The organism is Parahaliea aestuarii (assembly GCF_008064635.1).
Classification (GTDB): Bacteria; Pseudomonadota; Gammaproteobacteria; order Pseudomonadales; family Halieaceae; genus Parahaliea; species Parahaliea aestuarii.
Map to the genome: position 1 here is coordinate 20,138 of NZ_VRYZ01000005.1, position 16,623 is coordinate 36,760.

General features: G+C 64.4%; 17 protein-coding genes. 10 read left to right on the forward strand and 7 right to left on the reverse strand.

What is annotated here, in order from left to right; translation table 11 throughout:
• Positions 1 to 7: 7 nt before the first annotated feature.
• Positions 8 to 670: a cytochrome b/b6 domain-containing protein gene (locus tag FVW59_RS11825; RefSeq protein WP_148064557.1), complete on the forward strand. Its 663-nt coding sequence runs from the start codon at positions 8 to 10 to the stop codon at positions 668 to 670.
• Between the two features lie 7 nt (positions 671 to 677).
• Here FVW59_RS11825 and FVW59_RS11830 read toward each other — a convergent pair whose 3' ends face one another.
• A complete protein-coding gene (locus tag FVW59_RS11830) occupies positions 678 to 1,163 on the reverse strand; it encodes a c-type cytochrome (RefSeq protein WP_148064558.1) in 486 nt (161 codons plus the stop codon).
• Positions 1,164 to 1,448: 285 nt separating this feature from the next.
• Between FVW59_RS11830 and FVW59_RS11835 the strand changes: the two genes are divergently transcribed.
• Entirely contained in the window at positions 1,449 to 3,161 is a 1,713-nt protein-coding gene (locus tag FVW59_RS11835) for an FAD-binding protein (protein WP_148064559.1), read from the forward strand.
• A gap of 21 nt (positions 3,162 to 3,182) precedes the next feature.
• On the opposite strand, the gene FVW59_RS11840 is transcribed toward FVW59_RS11835, so the two are convergent.
• The 3 genes from FVW59_RS11840 to FVW59_RS11850 are packed head-to-tail and all read right to left on the reverse strand — an operon-like array spanning position 3,183 to position 5,367.
• The gene (locus FVW59_RS11840; protein WP_148064560.1) at positions 3,183 to 3,788 is read right to left on the reverse strand and encodes a HupE/UreJ family protein; all 606 of its coding nucleotides are present in this window, start codon (positions 3,786 to 3,788) and stop codon (positions 3,183 to 3,185) included.
• Positions 3,789 to 4,379, reverse strand: coding sequence for a HupE/UreJ family protein (locus FVW59_RS11845; protein WP_148064561.1), 591 nt, complete (start codon positions 4,377 to 4,379; stop codon positions 3,789 to 3,791).
• Between the two features lie 49 nt (positions 4,380 to 4,428).
• Positions 4,429 to 5,367 (reverse strand): LysR family transcriptional regulator, encoded by a 939-nt coding sequence (locus FVW59_RS11850; RefSeq protein WP_148064562.1) that lies wholly within the window; start codon positions 5,365 to 5,367, stop codon positions 4,429 to 4,431.
• A 136-nt stretch (positions 5,368 to 5,503) separates the two neighbouring features.
• Here FVW59_RS11850 and aptA point away from each other — a divergent pair, with 136 nt between their 5' ends.
• Both aptA and FVW59_RS11860 read left to right on the forward strand, forming a co-directional pair.
• Positions 5,504 to 6,832, forward strand: a complete 1,329-nt coding sequence (aptA, locus tag FVW59_RS11855; RefSeq protein ID WP_425468404.1) for an omega-aminotransferase AptA — start codon at positions 5,504 to 5,506, stop codon at positions 6,830 to 6,832.
• Between the two features lie 33 nt (positions 6,833 to 6,865).
• On the forward strand, positions 6,866 to 7,843 hold the full coding sequence (locus FVW59_RS11860; protein WP_148064564.1) for an AEC family transporter: 978 nt from the start codon (positions 6,866 to 6,868) through the stop codon (positions 7,841 to 7,843).
• Positions 7,844 to 7,901: 58 nt separating this feature from the next.
• Here the strand turns inward: FVW59_RS11860 and FVW59_RS11865 are convergent, their stop codons facing one another.
• The gene (locus tag FVW59_RS11865) at positions 7,902 to 9,038 is read right to left on the reverse strand and encodes an acyl-CoA dehydrogenase family protein (protein WP_246139720.1); all 1,137 of its coding nucleotides are present in this window, start codon (positions 9,036 to 9,038) and stop codon (positions 7,902 to 7,904) included.
• Positions 9,039 to 9,201: 163 nt separating this feature from the next.
• Here FVW59_RS11865 and FVW59_RS11870 point away from each other — a divergent pair, with 163 nt between their 5' ends.
• The 5 genes from FVW59_RS11870 to ybaK all read left to right on the forward strand — a co-directional run bounded on the left by FVW59_RS11870 (position 9,202) and on the right by ybaK (position 13,925).
• The gene (locus FVW59_RS11870; RefSeq protein ID WP_148064566.1) at positions 9,202 to 10,215 is read left to right on the forward strand and encodes an AraC family transcriptional regulator; all 1,014 of its coding nucleotides are present in this window, start codon (positions 9,202 to 9,204) and stop codon (positions 10,213 to 10,215) included.
• A 99-nt stretch (positions 10,216 to 10,314) separates the two neighbouring features.
• Complete coding sequence (locus FVW59_RS11875) at positions 10,315 to 11,742, forward strand: aldehyde dehydrogenase family protein (RefSeq protein WP_148064567.1); 1,428 nt, start codon at positions 10,315 to 10,317, stop codon at positions 11,740 to 11,742.
• A complete protein-coding gene (gene glpK, locus FVW59_RS11880; protein WP_148064568.1) occupies positions 11,742 to 13,232 on the forward strand; it encodes a glycerol kinase GlpK in 1,491 nt (496 codons plus the stop codon). The genes FVW59_RS11875 and glpK overlap by 1 nt, the downstream gene beginning before the upstream one ends.
• A 24-nt stretch (positions 13,233 to 13,256) precedes the next feature.
• Complete coding sequence (locus tag FVW59_RS11885; protein ID WP_148064569.1) at positions 13,257 to 13,442, forward strand: hypothetical protein; 186 nt, start codon at positions 13,257 to 13,259, stop codon at positions 13,440 to 13,442.
• An 18-nt stretch (positions 13,443 to 13,460) separates the two neighbouring features.
• Positions 13,461 to 13,925 carry a Cys-tRNA(Pro) deacylase gene (gene ybaK, locus FVW59_RS11890; protein WP_148064570.1) on the forward strand — a complete coding sequence of 155 codons (465 nt, stop codon included), beginning with the start codon at positions 13,461 to 13,463 and terminating at the stop codon, positions 13,923 to 13,925.
• Between the two features lie 82 nt (positions 13,926 to 14,007).
• Here ybaK and bioA read toward each other — a convergent pair whose 3' ends face one another.
• Positions 14,008 to 15,303: an adenosylmethionine--8-amino-7-oxononanoate transaminase gene (bioA, locus tag FVW59_RS11895; RefSeq protein ID WP_148064571.1), complete on the reverse strand. Its 1,296-nt coding sequence runs from the start codon at positions 15,301 to 15,303 to the stop codon at positions 14,008 to 14,010.
• Positions 15,300 to 15,956: an arylesterase gene (locus FVW59_RS11900; protein WP_148064572.1), complete on the reverse strand. Its 657-nt coding sequence runs from the start codon at positions 15,954 to 15,956 to the stop codon at positions 15,300 to 15,302. The genes bioA and FVW59_RS11900 overlap by 4 nt, the downstream gene beginning before the upstream one ends.
• Here FVW59_RS11900 and FVW59_RS11905 point away from each other — a divergent pair.
• Positions 15,955 to 16,617: an ABC transporter ATP-binding protein gene (locus tag FVW59_RS11905; RefSeq protein WP_148064573.1), complete on the forward strand. Its 663-nt coding sequence runs from the start codon at positions 15,955 to 15,957 to the stop codon at positions 16,615 to 16,617. The genes FVW59_RS11900 and FVW59_RS11905 overlap by 2 nt on opposite strands.
• Positions 16,618 to 16,623 lie beyond the last annotated feature (6 nt).

The following is a 16,623-nucleotide window of genomic DNA, read 5'->3' on the forward strand; positions in this document are numbered from 1 at the left end:
TGCGGTTATGCCTGATCAGAGCTCCTACCCACTGTGGGACTGGGCCACCCGGCTCTTTCACTGGCTGCTGGTGGCGGCCATACCGGCTGCCTGGTGGACGGCGGAGGAAGGTCACATGGAATGGCACGGGTGGATTGGCTACAGCGTGTTGCTGCTCCTCCTGTTCCGCCTGTGCTGGGGCTGGCTGGGCAGCCGCGCCTCGCGCTTTGCCAGCTTTGTCCGCGGCCCGGCAACGGTCGCTGCCTACCTGCGCGGTAACGCTGCGGCTGGCGAGGGTCACAATCCCCTCGGGGGCTGGTCGGTGCTGCTGATGCTGGTACTTCTGTTGTCGCAGGTAGTCAGTGGCCTGTTCAACGGTGACGACATCCTGTTCGACGGCCCGCTGCGGCACCTGGTCAGCAGTGAATGGCAGGACGCCTTCGGTGTGGTGCACGAGGTCTGTTTCAACCTGCTGCTGGGGATGATCGCCCTGCACCTGGCATCGGTACTGTTTTACCAGTTCGCGCGCGGTGACAGACTGATCCAGGCCATGATTCGCGGCCGTGCCGTCGGTCGTGCGGGCAGTGCGCCACCGGTGCCCTGGTGGCGGGCGCCGGTGGTGGTAGTGCTGCTCGGCGGTCTGCTGTGGGCCGCTTTCGCCCTGGTGCCGGCGCCGGTCAGCTACTGGTAGTTACCGCTCAGTAGAGGTAGTTCTTCGCCTTGTAGTCATCGTGGCATGCCTTGCAGGTCTGACCCACCTCGCCAAAGGCCTGGGCTACCGCCTTGCGATCGCCGGCACTGTCATCCACCACTTCTTCCAGCTGCTCCGCGGCCTGTTGCAGGGCCGCATATTTGTCGGAGAAATCCTGCATGTTGCTCCAGATTTCGGGCTTCGCACGGGTTGTGCCCTTTTCGGAACCGGCGGCGAAGAAGCGCAGGGCATTCAGTTCGGTAAGGTTCTCAAGATCTCCGGCATAGCTCTTCAGCGCGGCCTCGTCCCAGGGCATGTCGCCCTTGACCATGGCGCCGATCGGGCCAAAGCTGGCCGCCACCAGCGCGAAGTAGGACTGCCGCGAAGACTGCATCGGCTCCTTGTCGTCGAAGTGAGAGATGGCGAGGGGGGCGGCAATGGTGGCGCTGAGGCCGATGGCGGCGATCAGGGAATGACGGAGCAGCTTGCGCATATTGCGTATCCTTGTTGTGATTGGTTGTTGTGCTGGGTTCAGGATCGTAGTTCAGGGGCAGTACAGTTCTGATGTGGCGGTACCGGAATTGCCACTGCACAGCATCTTAGTCAGGTGCGGTGAAGGCTGGCAAGTCCATCCGCCGTGGAAAGCCGGTCCGTCTTTTCATTCCAGCATTGATGCTCCGACCAATTTATTGAACTTCGGCACGCTACGCCGGAGGCGGGGCACCGATTTCCCCGGTGGCTGGGCTACCATTGCGCCTTGCTTTTTATGAGGTGGTGCATGTCCGCAGATCAACAGTGGGATTACAGCTTTGACGTGGTGGTGGTCGGCTCCGGTAACGGTGGCCAGACAGCAGCCCTGTGCAGCTATGAGATGGGTAGCCGGGATGTCCTGGTGGTGGAAAAGTCCCACCTTTACGGCGGCACCAGCTCCATTTCCGGTGGTGGCGTCTGGATTCCCTGCAACCGCTATGCACAGGAGGCGGGGGCGCAGGATTCCACCAGCGACGCCCGCACCTATCTGCGCCAGCTGATCACCGAGGAGGAGGTGCCCGACTACCAGCTCGATGCCTTCCTCGAGAACGGCCCCAAAATGGTGGACTTCCTTCACCAGCGCAGCCAGGTGCGCTATGTGTCACTGGCGCACTACCCGGATTACTACACCAATCTCGAAGGCGCGCGGGAAGGCCACCGCTCCATGGAGCCGGAGCCCTTCAATGCCGATGAACTGGGGGAGGAGTGGCGGCGCCTGCGTCGCACCCACCCCATGATGCACCTCGGTGGCCTGATCGGCATCACCCAGGTCGAGGCGGCCCTGCTGGTCGGGCAGCAACCGGGCTGGTGGAAAACCGCCGCCAAGCTGGTGCTGGATTACCTCATCGACATTCCCTGGCGTCTGAAGGACAAATTCCACCGCCGTCTGGCTACGGGCTGTGCCGGGGTGGCGCGCCTGCGCGCGTCGCTGCAGGACCGCGATATTCCGCTGTGGCTGAACACCGCCATGACCCGCGTCATCGACGAGAACGGCAAGGTGCTCGGTATCGAGGTGAATCGCGGCGGACAGGTGCTGCGTATTCAGGCCCGCAAGGCGGTGATCCTGGCCGCGGGCGGTTTCGAGCACAATCAGGAGATGCGCGAGCAGTACCTGCCCCAGCCCACCGATCACCGCTGGAGTGCCGGCACCCGGGACAATACCGGCGACGCCATCCGCGAGGGCATCCGACTGGGGGCGAAGATGCACCGCCTCAACGAGGCCTGGTGGTGCAACACCATCTCGGTACCTGGCGAAGAAATTCCGCGCCTGTCGATTATGGAAAAATCCTACCCGGGCTCCATCGTGGTCAACCCGGCGGGTGAGCGCTTCGGCAACGAGTCCCAGAACTACATGGCCTTCCAGCAGGAAACCTTCAGGAAGCACAGCGCCGAGAACCCCTGCAATCCGGCCTGGCAGGTCTTCGATGCCAACTTCCGCGCGCGCTATTTTGTAGGCCCCCTGTACAACAGCAAATTCCGGCCGGACTGGGCCCTGCCCAAGCGCTACGAGGAAGAGGGCTTCTTTGCCAAGGCGGACACCATCCCGGAACTGGCGCGCAAGATTGGCGTCGACCCGGATGGCCTGCAAAAAACCGTGGACAACATGAACGAGTACGCCCGCACCGGCGTCGACCTCGAGTGCCAGCGCGGCGACGCCGCCTACGACCGCTACTACGGCGACCCGCGTTTCTCGCCGAACCCCTGTCTGGGGCCTGTGGATACGGCACCGTACTACGCGATGAAGGTCGATCCCGGCGATTTCGGTACCCAGGGTGGCATGGTGATCAATGCCGACGCCCAGGTCGTGCGTGAAGACGGTTCGGTGATTGAGGGGCTGTACGCCATCGGTAACTGCAGTGCGCCGACGCTGCCCTGTTACCCCGGACCGGGCTCAACCCTCGGCCCGGCGATGACCTTTGCCTACCAGGCCGCCAAGGCCATTACCGGCTATCGCGACTGATCCGCTTCCCGCCCCGGCCCTCTAGCGCAGGGCCAGTGCCAGCACCAGCAGGGTGCTGGCACACACCCAGGATGCCACAATCCGAATCGCCACCTTTTGCCAGGGGCGTCGCGCGAGCTCCACGACCCCGGCAATCACAATCAGGCCAATGGTCGCGCCCAGCCAGCAGCCCAGCAGGGCGGCGAAGGTCTCCTGACGGCTGAGGCCCGCCTCAACCCCGGAATCCAGTCCCACCACGGCACCCAATATGGCGCCGAGCACGGTAAATGCCAGTAGTGGTAACTTCCATTGCAGCACCACCAGCAAACCGCACAGCAGCGCGCTGGACAGCAGCAGGCGTTCACTCGGCAGGCCGAATGTCATGTCAAAGCCCGCCAGTGTCAGGCCCACCGCCAGCGCCAGCAAAAAGGGCGGATAGGCCCGCCGCATGGCACTGACGCCACACTGACCGACCAGCAGGGCAAAGGTGAGCAGGGCGAGGGCGTGTGGCAGTACCAGCACCGGATGTAGCAGGCCGCCGTAGAAGCGCCCGATACCTTCGATGGGACTGTGGGCCAGGGCCAGTTGCGGCAGCAGTGCCAGCAGCGCCGGCAGGCACCAGCGAGCAGCGATCAAACGCGTATTCACTCAGAGCGCCTGGTACAGGAACCAGGCGCCGGCCACTGCGATGACAGCACCGCCAGCGCGTACCAGGGTGTTGCCAAAGCGCAGGTGGGTGAGCAGGCCAAAGGCGATACCGGTCAGGTGCAGCAAGCCGGTGGAGAGCACGAAGCCCACGCTGTAGGCCAGCGGACTGGCTGCGTGGGGCAGTTCTGTACCGTGGGCGTGGCCGTGGAAAATGGCGAAGACGCCGACCAGTACCGCGGCCACCGGCAGTGGCGGGCGCGCCGCCAGCAGGACCATCAGCCCCAGTACCAGTGCAGAGGCAGCGATGCCGATCTCCACGCCCGGCAGGGCGATGCCGGCCACGCCGAGAGCGCCGCCGACGGCCATGACCAGTGGGAACACCACCGGCAGCAGCCAGATGGCGGGCCGGCCGAGGAAGGCGCCCCACAGACCCACAGCCACCATGGCAGCTACATGGTCCCAGCCGAACAGCGGGTGCAGGAAGCCGCTGTTGAAACCTCCGGCAATGTCGGTGGGGGCGTGGGCCTGGGCAGTGCTGGCGAGCAGCAGCAAGGTGCCGGCAAGGGCGGCGTTGAGAACGGGTTTGGTCATGATGTGGCCTGTAATTAGCGGGTGTTATGGCTTGCGGTAAAAGGCGGCATCATACCCAATTCAGCGACTCGGTGTCAGGCTGGCCGTGGGCCTCTAGCAGGCAGTCGAGCAGGGTTTTGACAATCCGGTTGGGTGCGGGTGTCGCGCGCAGGATGGCGCTGAACTCACACACATACTGGAAGGTTCCCGGCAGCAGGGCGCGCATCAGGCCGCTGGTCTCGAAGGGCGCGGCGTAGTGGGCGGGGAGGTAGCCGAGGTAGGCGCCGGACAGCACCAGGTGGGCCACGGCTTCCTGGTCATAGGCGGTGGCGTGGCGCTGCTGGCCGAGCTGGCGGGTCACCTCCATGTTGGGGCTGTGGTAGCCGATGCCGACGTACTTGCTGCGGCGCACCGCCTCGCTGCTGGCGCGCCGGGCAAACAGCGGGTGGGCGCTGCCGCAGTAGAGGTACATCTGTTCCCGGAACAGGGGAAAGTAGCGCAGGCTGGAGGAGGGGCGGTGCTCGGGAATGACGCCGATATGGTAGCGCCCCTCGATCACACCGCGCTCGATGGCGTTGATGGGTTCCACGTGTACCCGCGGATGTACCTCCGGTGCCAGGGTATCGAAACGGCCCAGGGCGGCGGCGATATGGCACTCCGGGTTGGAGGCGGTCTTGTCAAACAGGGCGAGGGTAACGTTGCCGGTCAGCTCGCGGTGCAGGTCGTTGACCTCGTGCTGGAAGTCCTCCATCGCCGACATCATTTTCAGTGCGCTGGCATGTACCTGCTGGCCCTCCTCGGTGAGGGAAAAGCCGCCGCGACCGCGCCGGCACAGGGTGACCCCGAGGCGGGTTTCCAGATCCTTGATGTGCCGGGAAATGGTGGAGCGATTGATGTTCAGCTCCAGTTCGGCCGCCGCGAAGCCGCCGCAGGCGACCACGGCGCGAAATACCCGCAGCAGACGCAGGTCGTTGTCGGTCACCGTACCCAGGAGGGCGCGTTTTTTCATGGGGCAGGCCTCGCATATAAAGTTTCATGTTATCGAACCTATGTGTTCTTAACTATTAATCCATGAAACATAAGTGCGGCCCTAGAATGGCCGCATCATTCGAGCCACATTCTCCGGACAGCAGGTCATGACCCAAATGCCAGATTCCCAACGCCTCAGCCGTGCGCAGCTGGAAGCGCACTGGATGCCCTATACCGGCAATCGCCAGTTCAAGGACGACCCGCGCATGATCGTGGGCGCCGAAGGTTGCTACTACATCGACGATCGCGGCCGCCGCATCCTCGACGGACTCTCCGGCCTGTGGTGCTGCGGTGCCGGTCACAACCGGCCGGAGATTACCGAAGCGGTAACCCGGCAATTGCAGACACTGGATTACTCGCCGGCCTTCCAGTTCGGCCAGCCGCGTTCCTTTGAGCTGGCCAATCGCATCAAGACCCTGACCCCGGATGGTCTGGACTACGTGTTCTTCACCAACTCCGGTTCCGAGTGCGCCGATACCGCGCTGAAAATGGCGCGGGCCTACTGGCGCCTGAAGGGGCAGCCCACCAAAACCAAGCTCATCGGCCGCGCCAAGGGCTACCACGGGGTGAATTTTGGCGGCATTGCGGTGGGCGGCATCGGTGCCAACCGCAAGCTGTTCGGCCAGGGCCTGGACGCCGACCACCTGTCGCACACCCTTTTGGCCGAGAACGTGTTCACCCGCGGCATGCCCGCCAACGGCTGGCAGCTGGCGGACGAACTGCTGGAACTGATCGCCCTGCACGACGCCTCCAACATCGCCGCGGTGATCGTGGAGCCCATGGCCGGCTCCGCCGGGGTGATCCCGCCGCCGGCGGGCTACCTCAAGCGCCTGCGGGACATCTGCGACGCCAACGACATCCTGCTGATCTTCGACGAGGTGATTACCGGCTTCGGTCGCTGCGGCGCCATGACCGGGGCCGAGGCTTTCGGCGTGGTGCCGGACATCATGAACGTGGCCAAGCAGCTCACCAACGGCGCCATCCCCATGGGAGCGGTGATTGCGAAGGACGATATCTACCAGACCTTTATGGCCCAGGGCGGCCCCGACTATATGCTGGAGTTCCCCCACGGCTACACTTACTCGGCCCACCCCGTGGCCTGCGCCGCCGGTATTGCGGCGCTGGACATTCTCGAACAGGAGCAACTGCCGGCGCGGGTGGCGCAACTGGCGCCCCATTTCGAAGCCGGGCTGCACCAGCTGCAGGCCGCGCCCCACGTCACCGACATCCGCAACTTCGGCTTTGCCGGCGCCCTGCAACTGCAGGCATACCCGGGGGAACCGGCGCGCCGCCCCTTCGAGATTGCCATGCGGATGTGGGAGAAAGGCTTTTACGTGCGCTACGGCGGCGACACCATCCAGATGGGCCTGCCCTTTGTGATCGAGACGGCCGAGATCGACAGTCTGCTCGGCGCCCTCGGCGAGACCCTGGGAGAACTGGCATAATCGCGGTTTTCCCCGGCGGGCAGCCCTCAGCTTTTGGCGGATAGCGACACACTCAAACTCATTGTTACGGCACTGTCCGTCAGCGGCCCCACCTTCGGCTGGGTGCTGCTGGGGGTGGTGCTGCGCCGCGTCGGCGTCATTCAGCAGCGCCATGTGGACGCCATTTCCCGTGTTGCGTTTATGGCGGCGTTGCCGGTGCTGTTGTTTGCCAGCGCGGCGCTGGTGGACTACCGCCACCTCGGCGATGCCCGCTACCTGGCGGCCGGCGTTGTCGCGACCTTCGTCACCCTGTTTGCCAGTCTGTGCTACTGCCGCTGGCGCGGTTTCTCCCTCGGAGACACCGGCGTTTTTGTGCAGGCCTCCTACCGCTCCAACCTCGCCATTGTTGGCATTGCCCTGTGTCACGCGGCCTACGGCGAAGCCGGCCTGGCCCTGGCGACTCTGCCGCTGGCGGTGATGACGGCGCTTTACAACATGCTCGCTGTCGCCCTGCTGAATGCCACTCACGGCGGTCAGCGCTCGCCCCGGGCCATGTTGCTGGGCATGCTGCGCAATCCGCTGCTGATCGGCATTGGCCTCGGTGTGGCAGTGTCCCTGCTGGCGCTGCCCCTGCCAGCTCTGGTGCCGCAGGTGTCCTCCGCCATTTCGCGCTACTTCATTCCACTGACACTGGTCGCCATCGGCGGCGCCATCCAGCTCAATACCCTGCACCGGCTCGGGCGCACGACCTGGGAGGCAGCGGGCTGGCGGCTGTGCGTGGGGCCGGCCATTGGTGTCGCGGTGGCCTTGCTGATGGGGGTTCGCGGGCAGGCTCTGGGCGTGATCTTCCTGTTACTGGCGGCACCGGTGGCGGCGGCCAGTTTCGTGATGGTTGTCGCGGCCCGGGGCAACAGCGTCCTGGCGGCCAATATCATCATTTTGACCACGCTGCTGTGCGGCCTGACGGTGACGCTGGGTTTCAGTGTGCTGGTGGCGCTGGGGCTGGTGGGGGAGTTGGTCAAGCCGCTTTGAATGTCGGCTGCTGGCAGGGAAAGCCGCCCGGCTCCGGGGAGCCGGGCGATTCAGGCGTTTAGCGGCCGAGAATGGAGCGCGCCACCAGCTCGCGCATGATCTCGGAGGTGCCGCCGTAGATGCGCTGGATGCGGGCATCGGTGTAGTAGCGGGAGATCGGGTACTCGGTGGTGTAGCCGTAGCCGCCGAACAGCTGCAGGCAGTCGTCGATGGTCTTGCACTGCATTTCACAGGCGGCCAGCTTCAGCATGGCGGCCTTGTCGGCGGTCAGTTCGCCGCGGCTGTACTCGTCGGCGCACTGCTCGTAGAGCGCGCGGTTCAAGGCGATTTCGGTGCGCACGTCGGCCAGCTTGAAGCGGGTGTTCTGAAAGCTGCTGACGCTCTGGCCGAAAGCCTTGCGCTCCTTCACATACTCGATGGTGTGCGCCAGCGCGCCCTCGGCGGCGGAAATGGCCTGGGCGGCGATGCCGAGGCGCTCCCGCGGCAGCTCTTCCATCATGATGACGAAGCCCTTGTTCTCGTCGCCCAGCAGGGCATCCGCCGGCACGCGCAGGTCCTGGAAAAACAGCTGCGCAGTATCCGAGGTGTGCTGGCCGATCTTCTCGATCTTCTTGCTCTTTTCGAAACCCGGCAGGCTGGCATCCACCAGGAACAGGCTGGTGCCCTTGGCGCCCTTGCCGGGATCGGTGAGGGCGGCCACGATCACCAGGTCGGCGTGAATACCGTTGGTGATGAAAATCTTGGAACCGTTGATGACCCACTCGTCGCCGTCGCGCACGGCAGTGGTGCGGATGCCCTGTACGTCGGAACCGGCGCCGGGCTCTGTCATGGCCAGCGCGCCCACCGCTTCGCCGCTGACCATCTTCGGCAGCCACTGCTGCTTCTGGGCTTCGGTGCCGTGGCGGCTGATGTAGGGCGCCACAATGTTGGAGTGAATGCCGGTGCCGGTGGCGATGCCGCCGAAGCCCATGGCGGACAGCTCTTCGATCAGGGCGAGAGTGACGTGGGGCGAAGTGCCCGCGCCGCCGTAGGCCTCGTCCACGTCGGGGCACAGCAGGCCGGCCGCACCGAGAGTATTCCACAGCTCCCGGGGCACCATGTGCTGCTCTTCCCACTCCTCGAAATGGGGGGCGACTTCCTGCTCGAAGGCGCGGCGGGCCATGTCCCGAAACAGGGTCAAATCTTCGTTGTTCATGCTGTGCTCCATCGCTGGCGTGGGGGAGGCGAAAGTGTGAGTAAAAGCGGGGGGCAAGACAATGACGCAACCCGCCAATTTTTGATTGTAGACGACAGCAAGTGGTCATTCCCTGTGCAATTGCGGTATAAAGCGCCGGCAGCCGCAGGGGAATTACCATTAAATGACAACGTTGGCCGACCTTCACCGTCCCGGTATCGCCACCCATTTCGCGCGCGTTCTGGTGTCCCGCGCCACCCGGCTGGGGGTGCCCGAAGCGCAGCTGCTGCAGGCGGTGCGCCTGAACCGCGAGTTGCTGGAGGAGGGCAGGGTGCGCATCAGCCCGGTGCAGCTGGGCGCGCTGATGCGCATGGTGTGGCGGGAACTGGACGATGAACTGATGGGCTTCGGCGCCGGCGCCCATCGCTTTGGCACCTTTGCCCTGATGGCCCGGCAGATGGTCGACAGCGCCACTCTGGGGGAGGCGCTGCGCTACTCCGTGCGCTTCTACAATCTGACCTCGCCGGCCCTGCGCTGGCAACTGCGCGAGTCGGGGCCCTGTGAACTGGCCCTCAGCCTGACGGAACCCGCTGCGGACCCGGATCACCTGCTGGAGGAGTTCATGCTGCTGATCTGGCACCGCTTCTGCAACTGGCTGATCGGCGAGCGCATACCCCTGCAGCGCACTGCGTTTCGATTTGCCGCCCCGGCCCACCGAGCCGAGTATCGCCTGATGTTTCCCGGACCGGTGCAGTACGGACAGGCCGTGAGCAGCATCCAGGTGGACGGCGCCTGGCTACGGGCACCGGTGATCCGCTCGCGGCGGGACCTGCGCCGCTATCTGCAGCGCCTGCCCGATGAATGGTTCGTCAAGCAGATCTTTGCCGATAGTGTCAGTGCCCGGGTGCTGCGCGCGCTGGCGGACGCCTCCGCCGACCTCAGTCTGGAGGAGCTGTCCGGCCAGTGGCACCTGAGCAGCCGCACCCTGCACCGCCAGTTAAAGCGCGAGGGCAGCAGTTTTCGCCGCCTGCGGGAGCAGTATCGCCGCGATCGCGCCGAGGCCCTGTTGCTGGAGGGCAACGGCCCCATCGGCGAGGTGGCACAATCCCTGGCAATGACGGAACCGGCCTTCTCCCGCGCGTTCAAACTGTGGACGGGCATGTCGCCACTGGCCTACCGCCGGGCGCGGCGGCGATAACCCCCTGGGGTGGTAGCCAGGCCCCGGGGCGGTGCTACACTAGAGCCTTTCTTGTATCCGTAAACCCGCAAACCCGCAAATTCCTAAACGGAGAAAAACATGCACCAGTACACGCAGTTCTATATCAATGGCCAGTGGGTCGACCCGGTGACTCCGCGCACCCTGGAAGTGATCAACCCCGCCACTGAGGAAGCCTGCGGCGTCATCAGCATCGGCTCCGAGGCCGATGTGGATCTGGCCGTTGCCGCCGCCCGCAAAGCATTTGAAACCTACGGTTACAGCACTCGCCAGGATCGTATCGATGTGCTGGCGTCCTGCGTATCAGTCTATGAAAAGCGCCTGAACGACGTGGCGGCGGCCATCAGCGAAGAGATGGGCGCGCCCAAGAAGCTGGCGGTGGAAGCCCAGGCCATGGCGGGTTTCGGGCACCTGCAGGAAGCCCTGCGCGTGCTCAGGGAATTCGATTTTGAGGAGGACCTCGGTCCGCACCGCGTGTTCAAGGAGCCCATCGGCGTCTGCGGTTTGATCACTCCCTGGAACTGGCCTGTCAACCAGATCGGTTGCAAGGTTGCCCCCGCCCTGGCTGTGGGTTGCACCATGATTCTCAAGCCCAGCGAGGTGGCGCCCCTGTCCGCCTATGTGTGGACCCAGATCATGGACGAGGCGGGTGTGCCCGCCGGCGTATTCAACCTGGTGAACGGCGACGGCCCCGGCGTTGGCACGGCACTCAGTCAGCACCCCGATGTCGACATGATGTCCTTCACCGGCTCCACCCGCGCCGGCACCCTGGTGGCCCAGAATGCCGCGCCCACCGTCAAGCGCGTGGCCCAGGAACTCGGCGGCAAGTCGCCCAACATCATTCTCGACGACGCCGACCTCGAAGCGGCGGTCACTCGCGGTGTGCTGCACATGTACAACAACACCGGGCAGTCCTGTAACGCACCCTCGCGCATGCTGGTGCCCCGTGCCAAGCTGGAGCAGGCCGAGGAAATTGCCAAAGCGGTGACCGCCTCGGTCGTGGTGGGTGACCCCCAGGCCGATGGCACCACCATGGGCCCTGTCGTGTCCGAACTGCAGTTCAACAAGATCCAGGCTCTGATCGAGAAAGGTATCGAGGAGGGCGCCAAGTTGGTCGCCGGCGGGCCGGGCCGTCCGGAGGGCATCGACAAGGGCTATTTCATCCGCCCCACCGTGTTCTCCAACGTCAACAATGAGATGACCATCGCCCGGGAGGAAATCTTCGGTCCGGTGCTGGTGATGATTCCCTACGACAGCGAGGAAGAGGCCATCCGCATCGGCAACGATACGCCCTACGGCCTGGCCGGTTACGTGCAGAGCGGTGATATCGAACACGCCCGCAAGGTGGCCGCGCGCATCCGTGCCGGCAACGTGCATATCAATGGCGCATCCGGCGGCTTCGACGTGCCCTTTGGCGGCTTCAAGCAGTCCGGCAACGGCCGTGAGTGGGGCGCCCACGGCTTTGCAGACTTCCTTGAAATCAAGGCCGTTGAAGGCTACGCCGCCTGATGACTGACTTCGTCCTCGCCATCGATCAGGGAACCACCGGCTCAACCGTCGCCCTGATGGATGGCCGGGGGCGGATTCGCGCCAGCGTCAATTACGAATTTCCCCAGCACTTCCCCCAGCCGGGCTGGGTGGAACATGCGCCCGCTGATATCTGGCAGTCTGTGCAGAAGGGCATCAGTGCGGTACTGCGCAAGCGGGTCTGCAAGGCGTCCGACATTGTCGCCATCGGCATCACCAACCAGCGCGAAACGGCGCTGCTGTGGGATCGCGACAGCGGCGAGGCCCTCAATAATGCCATTGTCTGGCAGTGCCGGCGCACCACCGATTTCTGCGAGAATTTAAAGTCCGCGGGGCACGAAAAAATGGTGCGGCGCAAGGCCGGGCTGGTGCTCGACCCCTACTTTTCCGCCAGCAAGTTCCGTTGGCTACTCAACAATACCCGCGGTATTGCGAAGAATCTGCGGGCCGGCAAGGTCGCGGCAGGCACCGTCGATAGTTACCTGATCTGGCAGCTCTCCGGTGGCAAGGCTCACGTGACCGACGTGTCCAATGCCTCGCGCACTTCGCTAATGGACCTGAAGCGCTGCGACTGGGACAGCGAGCTGCTGGACCTGTTTGAGGTGCCCAAGGATATTCTGCCGCAAGTGGTGCCCTCCAGTGCCGTTCTCGCCCATACCCGCGGTGTGAAGGGTTTGCCCGACGGTATCCCTATTGCCGGTGTGGCGGGTGACCAGCAGGCGGCACTGTTCGGACAGGCCTGTTTTACCGCCGGTGATGCCAAATGTACCTTCGGCACCGGCTCTTTCATCCTGATGAACACCGGTAGCGAAAGGCTGCTGTCTCGCTCCGGCCTGCTCACCACCCTGGCCTGGCAGCTGGGTGAGGGTGGCAAGCCGGTGTACGCCCTGGAAGGCGGCGCTTTTGTTTGCGGTGCGGCGGTGCAGTGGCTGCGTGACCAGATGCAGATCATCCGCAAAGCCTCGGAGATTGAAGCCCTGGCCCGGGAGGTGGAGGATCACGGCGGCGTGGAATTCGTGCCCGCCCTGACCGGCCTCGGCGCGCCGCACTGGGCGCCGGATGCCCGCGGCATGCTGAGCGGCCTTACCCGCGGCACCACGCGCGGCCATATCGCCCGCGCCACGCTGGACGCCATGGCTCTGCAAAATGCCGACATCCTGCTGGCGATGGAGCGCGACCTCGGCAAGCGTATGAAGCCCCTGCGGGTGGACGGCGGCGCTGCCGCCAATAACCTGCTGATGCAGATCCAGGCCAATGTGCTGGGTCGCAAGCTGATTCGCCCCCAGGTGATTGAAACCACCGTCGCCGGCGCCTGCTATCTGGCCGGGCTCGGCGTGGGATTGTGGAGCGGCACCGGCGAAATTCGCAAAATCTGGCAGGCCGAACAGGAGTTTCGTGTCGGCATGACGCCCCACCGGCGGCGCCAGCGATTCGCCAGCTGGCAGAAAGCGCTCGAGCGCACCTTGTTGTAGCTGCCCCGCATACCCAGTGATCCCATGGCCGATATCCTTCCCTTCAAGAAACCTTCGCTGCAGGAAAAGCACAAAGGCAAGACCCTGTGCAAGCACGGCCACCACAAGTGGGTGGTGGACAAGGCCAGGCAGTTTGACGTGAAACAGGGCAAACTGGTGACACGCTATCGCTGCAGCCGCTGCGGCGTGGAAAAAATCAAAGCCCACTGACGACGAGTTTCACCCACCATGACACCCGCCATCGACGCCGCCCGCAAGGCGGGCATTGCCTTCCACATCCATGAATACCAGCACGACCCGAGCGCAGCTTCCTACGGACTGGAGGCCGCGGAGAAAATGGGCGTGCCACCGGAACAGGTGTTCAAGACCCTGGTGGCGGAAGCGGGAATCGAGTTGGTGGTTGCCATCATTCCGGTGGAGCAGACCCTTAACCTGAAGAAGATCGCGCGCGCGGCCGGCGCCAAGAAGGCGGCGATGGCCGAGGGTAAAAAGGTCGAGCGCAGTAGCGGCTATGTGCTGGGTGGCGTCAGTCCGCTGGGGCAGAAGCGGGCGCTGCGCACTTTCGTCGACGAGAGCGCCGCGGCATTCCGCGAGATCTACGTCAGTGCCGGCAAGCGCGGCCTGGAAATCCAGCTGGCGCCGCAGGATTTGCTGAAATTGACCGGCGGCGAGCTGGCTTCTCTGTGTAACTGAAGATTCTGTAACTGAAGATTCTGTAACTGAAGATTCTGTAACTGAAGATTCTGTAACTGAAGGTGGCGCCCGCCACCGCGTGTCACAGTTGTGTTACGACCTCCACCATGGCAGCGGTTAGCGTCGCCAGGTCCTCATCGCTCATGACAAAGGGCGGCATCACGTAAACCAGTTTGCCAAAGGGCCGTACCCATACACCGCGCTCGACGAACATCGGTTGGACCACCTGCATGTCAACCGGCTGTTTCATTTCGATCACGCCGATGGCGCCCAGGGTGCGCACATCGGCGACGCCGGCCAGTTCCCGCGCCGGAGCAAGGCCTCTTTCCAGGGCGGCATTGATACGCTGGACGCTGCGCTGCCAGGGCTGGGACAGCAGCAACTCGGTACTGGCGATGGCGGCGCTGCAGGCCAGTGGATTGCCCATGAAGGTGGGGCCGTGCATAAAGGCTCCCGCCTCGCCCTCGCTGATACCCTCCGCGATGCGCTGGTTGCAGAGGGTGGCCGCCAGCGTCATGTAGCCGCCGGTGAGGGCCTTACCCAGGCAGAGTATGTCGGGGTCGATGCCGGTGTGTTCGAGGGCGAACAGCTTGCCGGTGCGGCCGAAGCCGGTGGCGATTTCGTCGAAGATGAGCAGCACGTCGAAGGCGTCGCAGAGCGCGCGCAGCTTGACCAGGTAGTCCGGCGAATAGAAGCGCATGCCGCCGGCGCCCTGTACCACCGGCTCGACAATCACGGCGGCAATCTCCCGGTGGTGCGCCGCCAGCAGGTCGGCCATGGCCTTGATGTCACTGTCACTGCAGGGACCATCGACAGGGCAGTCGGGTGCGGGTGCAAAGAAATGCTGTGGCAGCACGTCGCCAAACAGATGGTGCATGCCGGTGACCGGGTCGCAGACCGCCATCGCGCCGAAGGTGTCGCCGTGATAGCCGTTGCGCAATGCCACCAGTTTCTGTTTTTCCGGTCGGCCTACCGAGTACCAGTACTGGATGGCCATTTTCAGGGCCACCTCCACCGCCACCGAGCCGGAATCGCTGAAAAATACGCGCGTGAGGCTGTCGGGGGTGTGATCGAGCAGGATGCCAGCCAGCTTCACCGCCGGCGGGTGAGTGAGGCCGCCGAACATGACGTGGGACATCTGCTCCAGCTGTTCGTTGAGCGCGCGGTTCATCACCGGGTGGTTGTAACCGTGGATGGCGCACCACCAGGAGGCCATGCCGTCGATCAGCTCGCGCCCGTCGGCCAGCTGCAGGCGCACGCCGCGGGCGCCCACCACGGGGTAGACATCAGCGGCGCGGGTGGCAGAGGCATAGGGGTGCCAGAGGGTCGCGCGGTCCGCCGCCCGCAGATCGTCCCAGCTTGTTGTCTTGTGGTTCACAGCAGCTCCAGAATCGTGTCGCGCAGGTTGTCCAGCAGTTGCGGCTGGGCTTCGATGGTGGGGTGAATACCGTCGTCCTGCATCAGCGCCGGGTCGGTCGCTACGCCATCCAGCAGGAAGGGGCCGAGCGTGCTGCCGCTTTCACGTGCCGCCGCTGCGAAGCTCTCGCGGAACAACTGTGTGTAGCGCGCACCGTAGTTGGGCGGTATCTCCATCGGCAGGATCAGCACCCTGGCGCCGGCCTCGCGCGCCAGCCGCGCCATCTGTTCCAGATTGCTCTGCAATTTGCCGACCGGGTAACCGCGCAGGCCGTCGTTGCCCCCCAGTTCGATGATCACCAGCTGCGGCTGGTGCGCTTCCAGCAGCGCCGGCAGGCGGCGCAGGCCGCCGGCAGTGGTATCGCCGCTGATACTGGCGTTCACCACCTGCCAGGGCGGGTCGCGCTGCTGCAGTTCGTCGCCCAGCAGGCTCACCCAGCCCTGTTGCAGAGACATGCCATAGGCGGCGCTGATACTATCCCCCAGCACCATCAACACAGGGGGCTCGGTTTGAGGTTCAGCCTTTGCCAGCGGCGCCAGCAGCAGGCACAGCCATCCGATCAGCAGGCTGTTCCGTAACAGGATGAGTGGTAATGACGCCAGGGGAGTTCGCATGATACGAGCCGAGAATCTTCAGAAAACGGTGCCCATGGGTGGGCGCGAGCTGGAGATACTGAAAGGGATCAACCTCGAAATCAAGTCGGGGGAGACCGTGGCGGTTGTCGGTGCCTCCGGCTCCGGCAAGTCCACGCTGCTGGGACTGCTGGCGGGACTGGACGAACCCTCCACGGGCCGGGTGGTGATTGGTGGCACTGATCTCTCCGCCCTCGACGAAGACGGCCGTGCCGCCTTTCGCGCCGAGAACGTCGGCTTCGTGTTCCAGTCCTTCCAGTTGCTGCCGGCGCTGACCGCGCTGGAGAACGTGATGCTGCCGCTGGAATTGAAGGGCCAGCAGGATGCCCTCAGCCAGGCAGAGCACTTCCTGCAGCGGGTGGAACTGGCACAGCGTCTCGACCATTATCCCCGTCAGCTTTCTGGCGGCGAGCAGCAGCGGGTGGCCATCGCCCGGGCTTTTGCCGCGCGCCCGGAAATCCTGTTCGCCGATGAGCCGACTGGCAACCTCGACAGCCGCACCGGCGAACACATCATCGAACTGTTGTTCCAGCTTAACCAGGAGCACGGCACCACCCTGGTGCTGGTCACCCACGACCTCAAGCTGGCCGAGCGCTGCCAGCGTCGCCTGCAGCTCGAGGCCGGCGAACTGGTGGTGACCTGATATGGC

What these genes read in the sequence shown, in the direction of transcription:
- FVW59_RS11825 (WP_148064557.1), top strand. Translation starts at nt 8, where the DNA reads ATGCCTGATCAGAGCTCCTACCCACTGTGGGACTGGGCCACCCGGCTC.
- FVW59_RS11830 (WP_148064558.1), bottom strand. Translation starts at nt 1,163, where the DNA reads ATGCGCAAGCTGCTCCGTCATTCCCTGATCGCCGCCATCGGCCTCAGC.
- FVW59_RS11835 (WP_148064559.1), top strand. Translation starts at nt 1,449, where the DNA reads ATGTCCGCAGATCAACAGTGGGATTACAGCTTTGACGTGGTGGTGGTC.
- FVW59_RS11845 (WP_148064561.1), bottom strand. Translation starts at nt 4,379, where the DNA reads ATGACCAAACCCGTTCTCAACGCCGCCCTTGCCGGCACCTTGCTGCTG.
- FVW59_RS11850 (WP_148064562.1), bottom strand. Translation starts at nt 5,367, where the DNA reads ATGAAAAAACGCGCCCTCCTGGGTACGGTGACCGACAACGACCTGCGT.
- aptA (WP_425468404.1), top strand. Translation starts at nt 5,504, where the DNA reads ATGCCAGATTCCCAACGCCTCAGCCGTGCGCAGCTGGAAGCGCACTGG.
- FVW59_RS11865 (WP_246139720.1), bottom strand. Translation starts at nt 9,038, where the DNA reads ATGAACAACGAAGATTTGACCCTGTTTCGGGACATGGCCCGCCGCGCC.
- FVW59_RS11870 (WP_148064566.1), top strand. Translation starts at nt 9,202, where the DNA reads ATGACAACGTTGGCCGACCTTCACCGTCCCGGTATCGCCACCCATTTC.
- FVW59_RS11875 (WP_148064567.1), top strand. Translation starts at nt 10,315, where the DNA reads ATGCACCAGTACACGCAGTTCTATATCAATGGCCAGTGGGTCGACCCG.
- glpK (WP_148064568.1), top strand. Translation starts at nt 11,742, where the DNA reads ATGACTGACTTCGTCCTCGCCATCGATCAGGGAACCACCGGCTCAACC.
- FVW59_RS11885 (WP_148064569.1), top strand. Translation starts at nt 13,257, where the DNA reads ATGGCCGATATCCTTCCCTTCAAGAAACCTTCGCTGCAGGAAAAGCAC.
- ybaK (WP_148064570.1), top strand. Translation starts at nt 13,461, where the DNA reads ATGACACCCGCCATCGACGCCGCCCGCAAGGCGGGCATTGCCTTCCAC.
- FVW59_RS11905 (WP_148064573.1), top strand. Translation starts at nt 15,955, where the DNA reads ATGATACGAGCCGAGAATCTTCAGAAAACGGTGCCCATGGGTGGGCGC.
- FVW59_RS11900 (WP_148064572.1), bottom strand. Translation starts at nt 15,956, where the DNA reads ATGCGAACTCCCCTGGCGTCATTACCACTCATCCTGTTACGGAACAGC.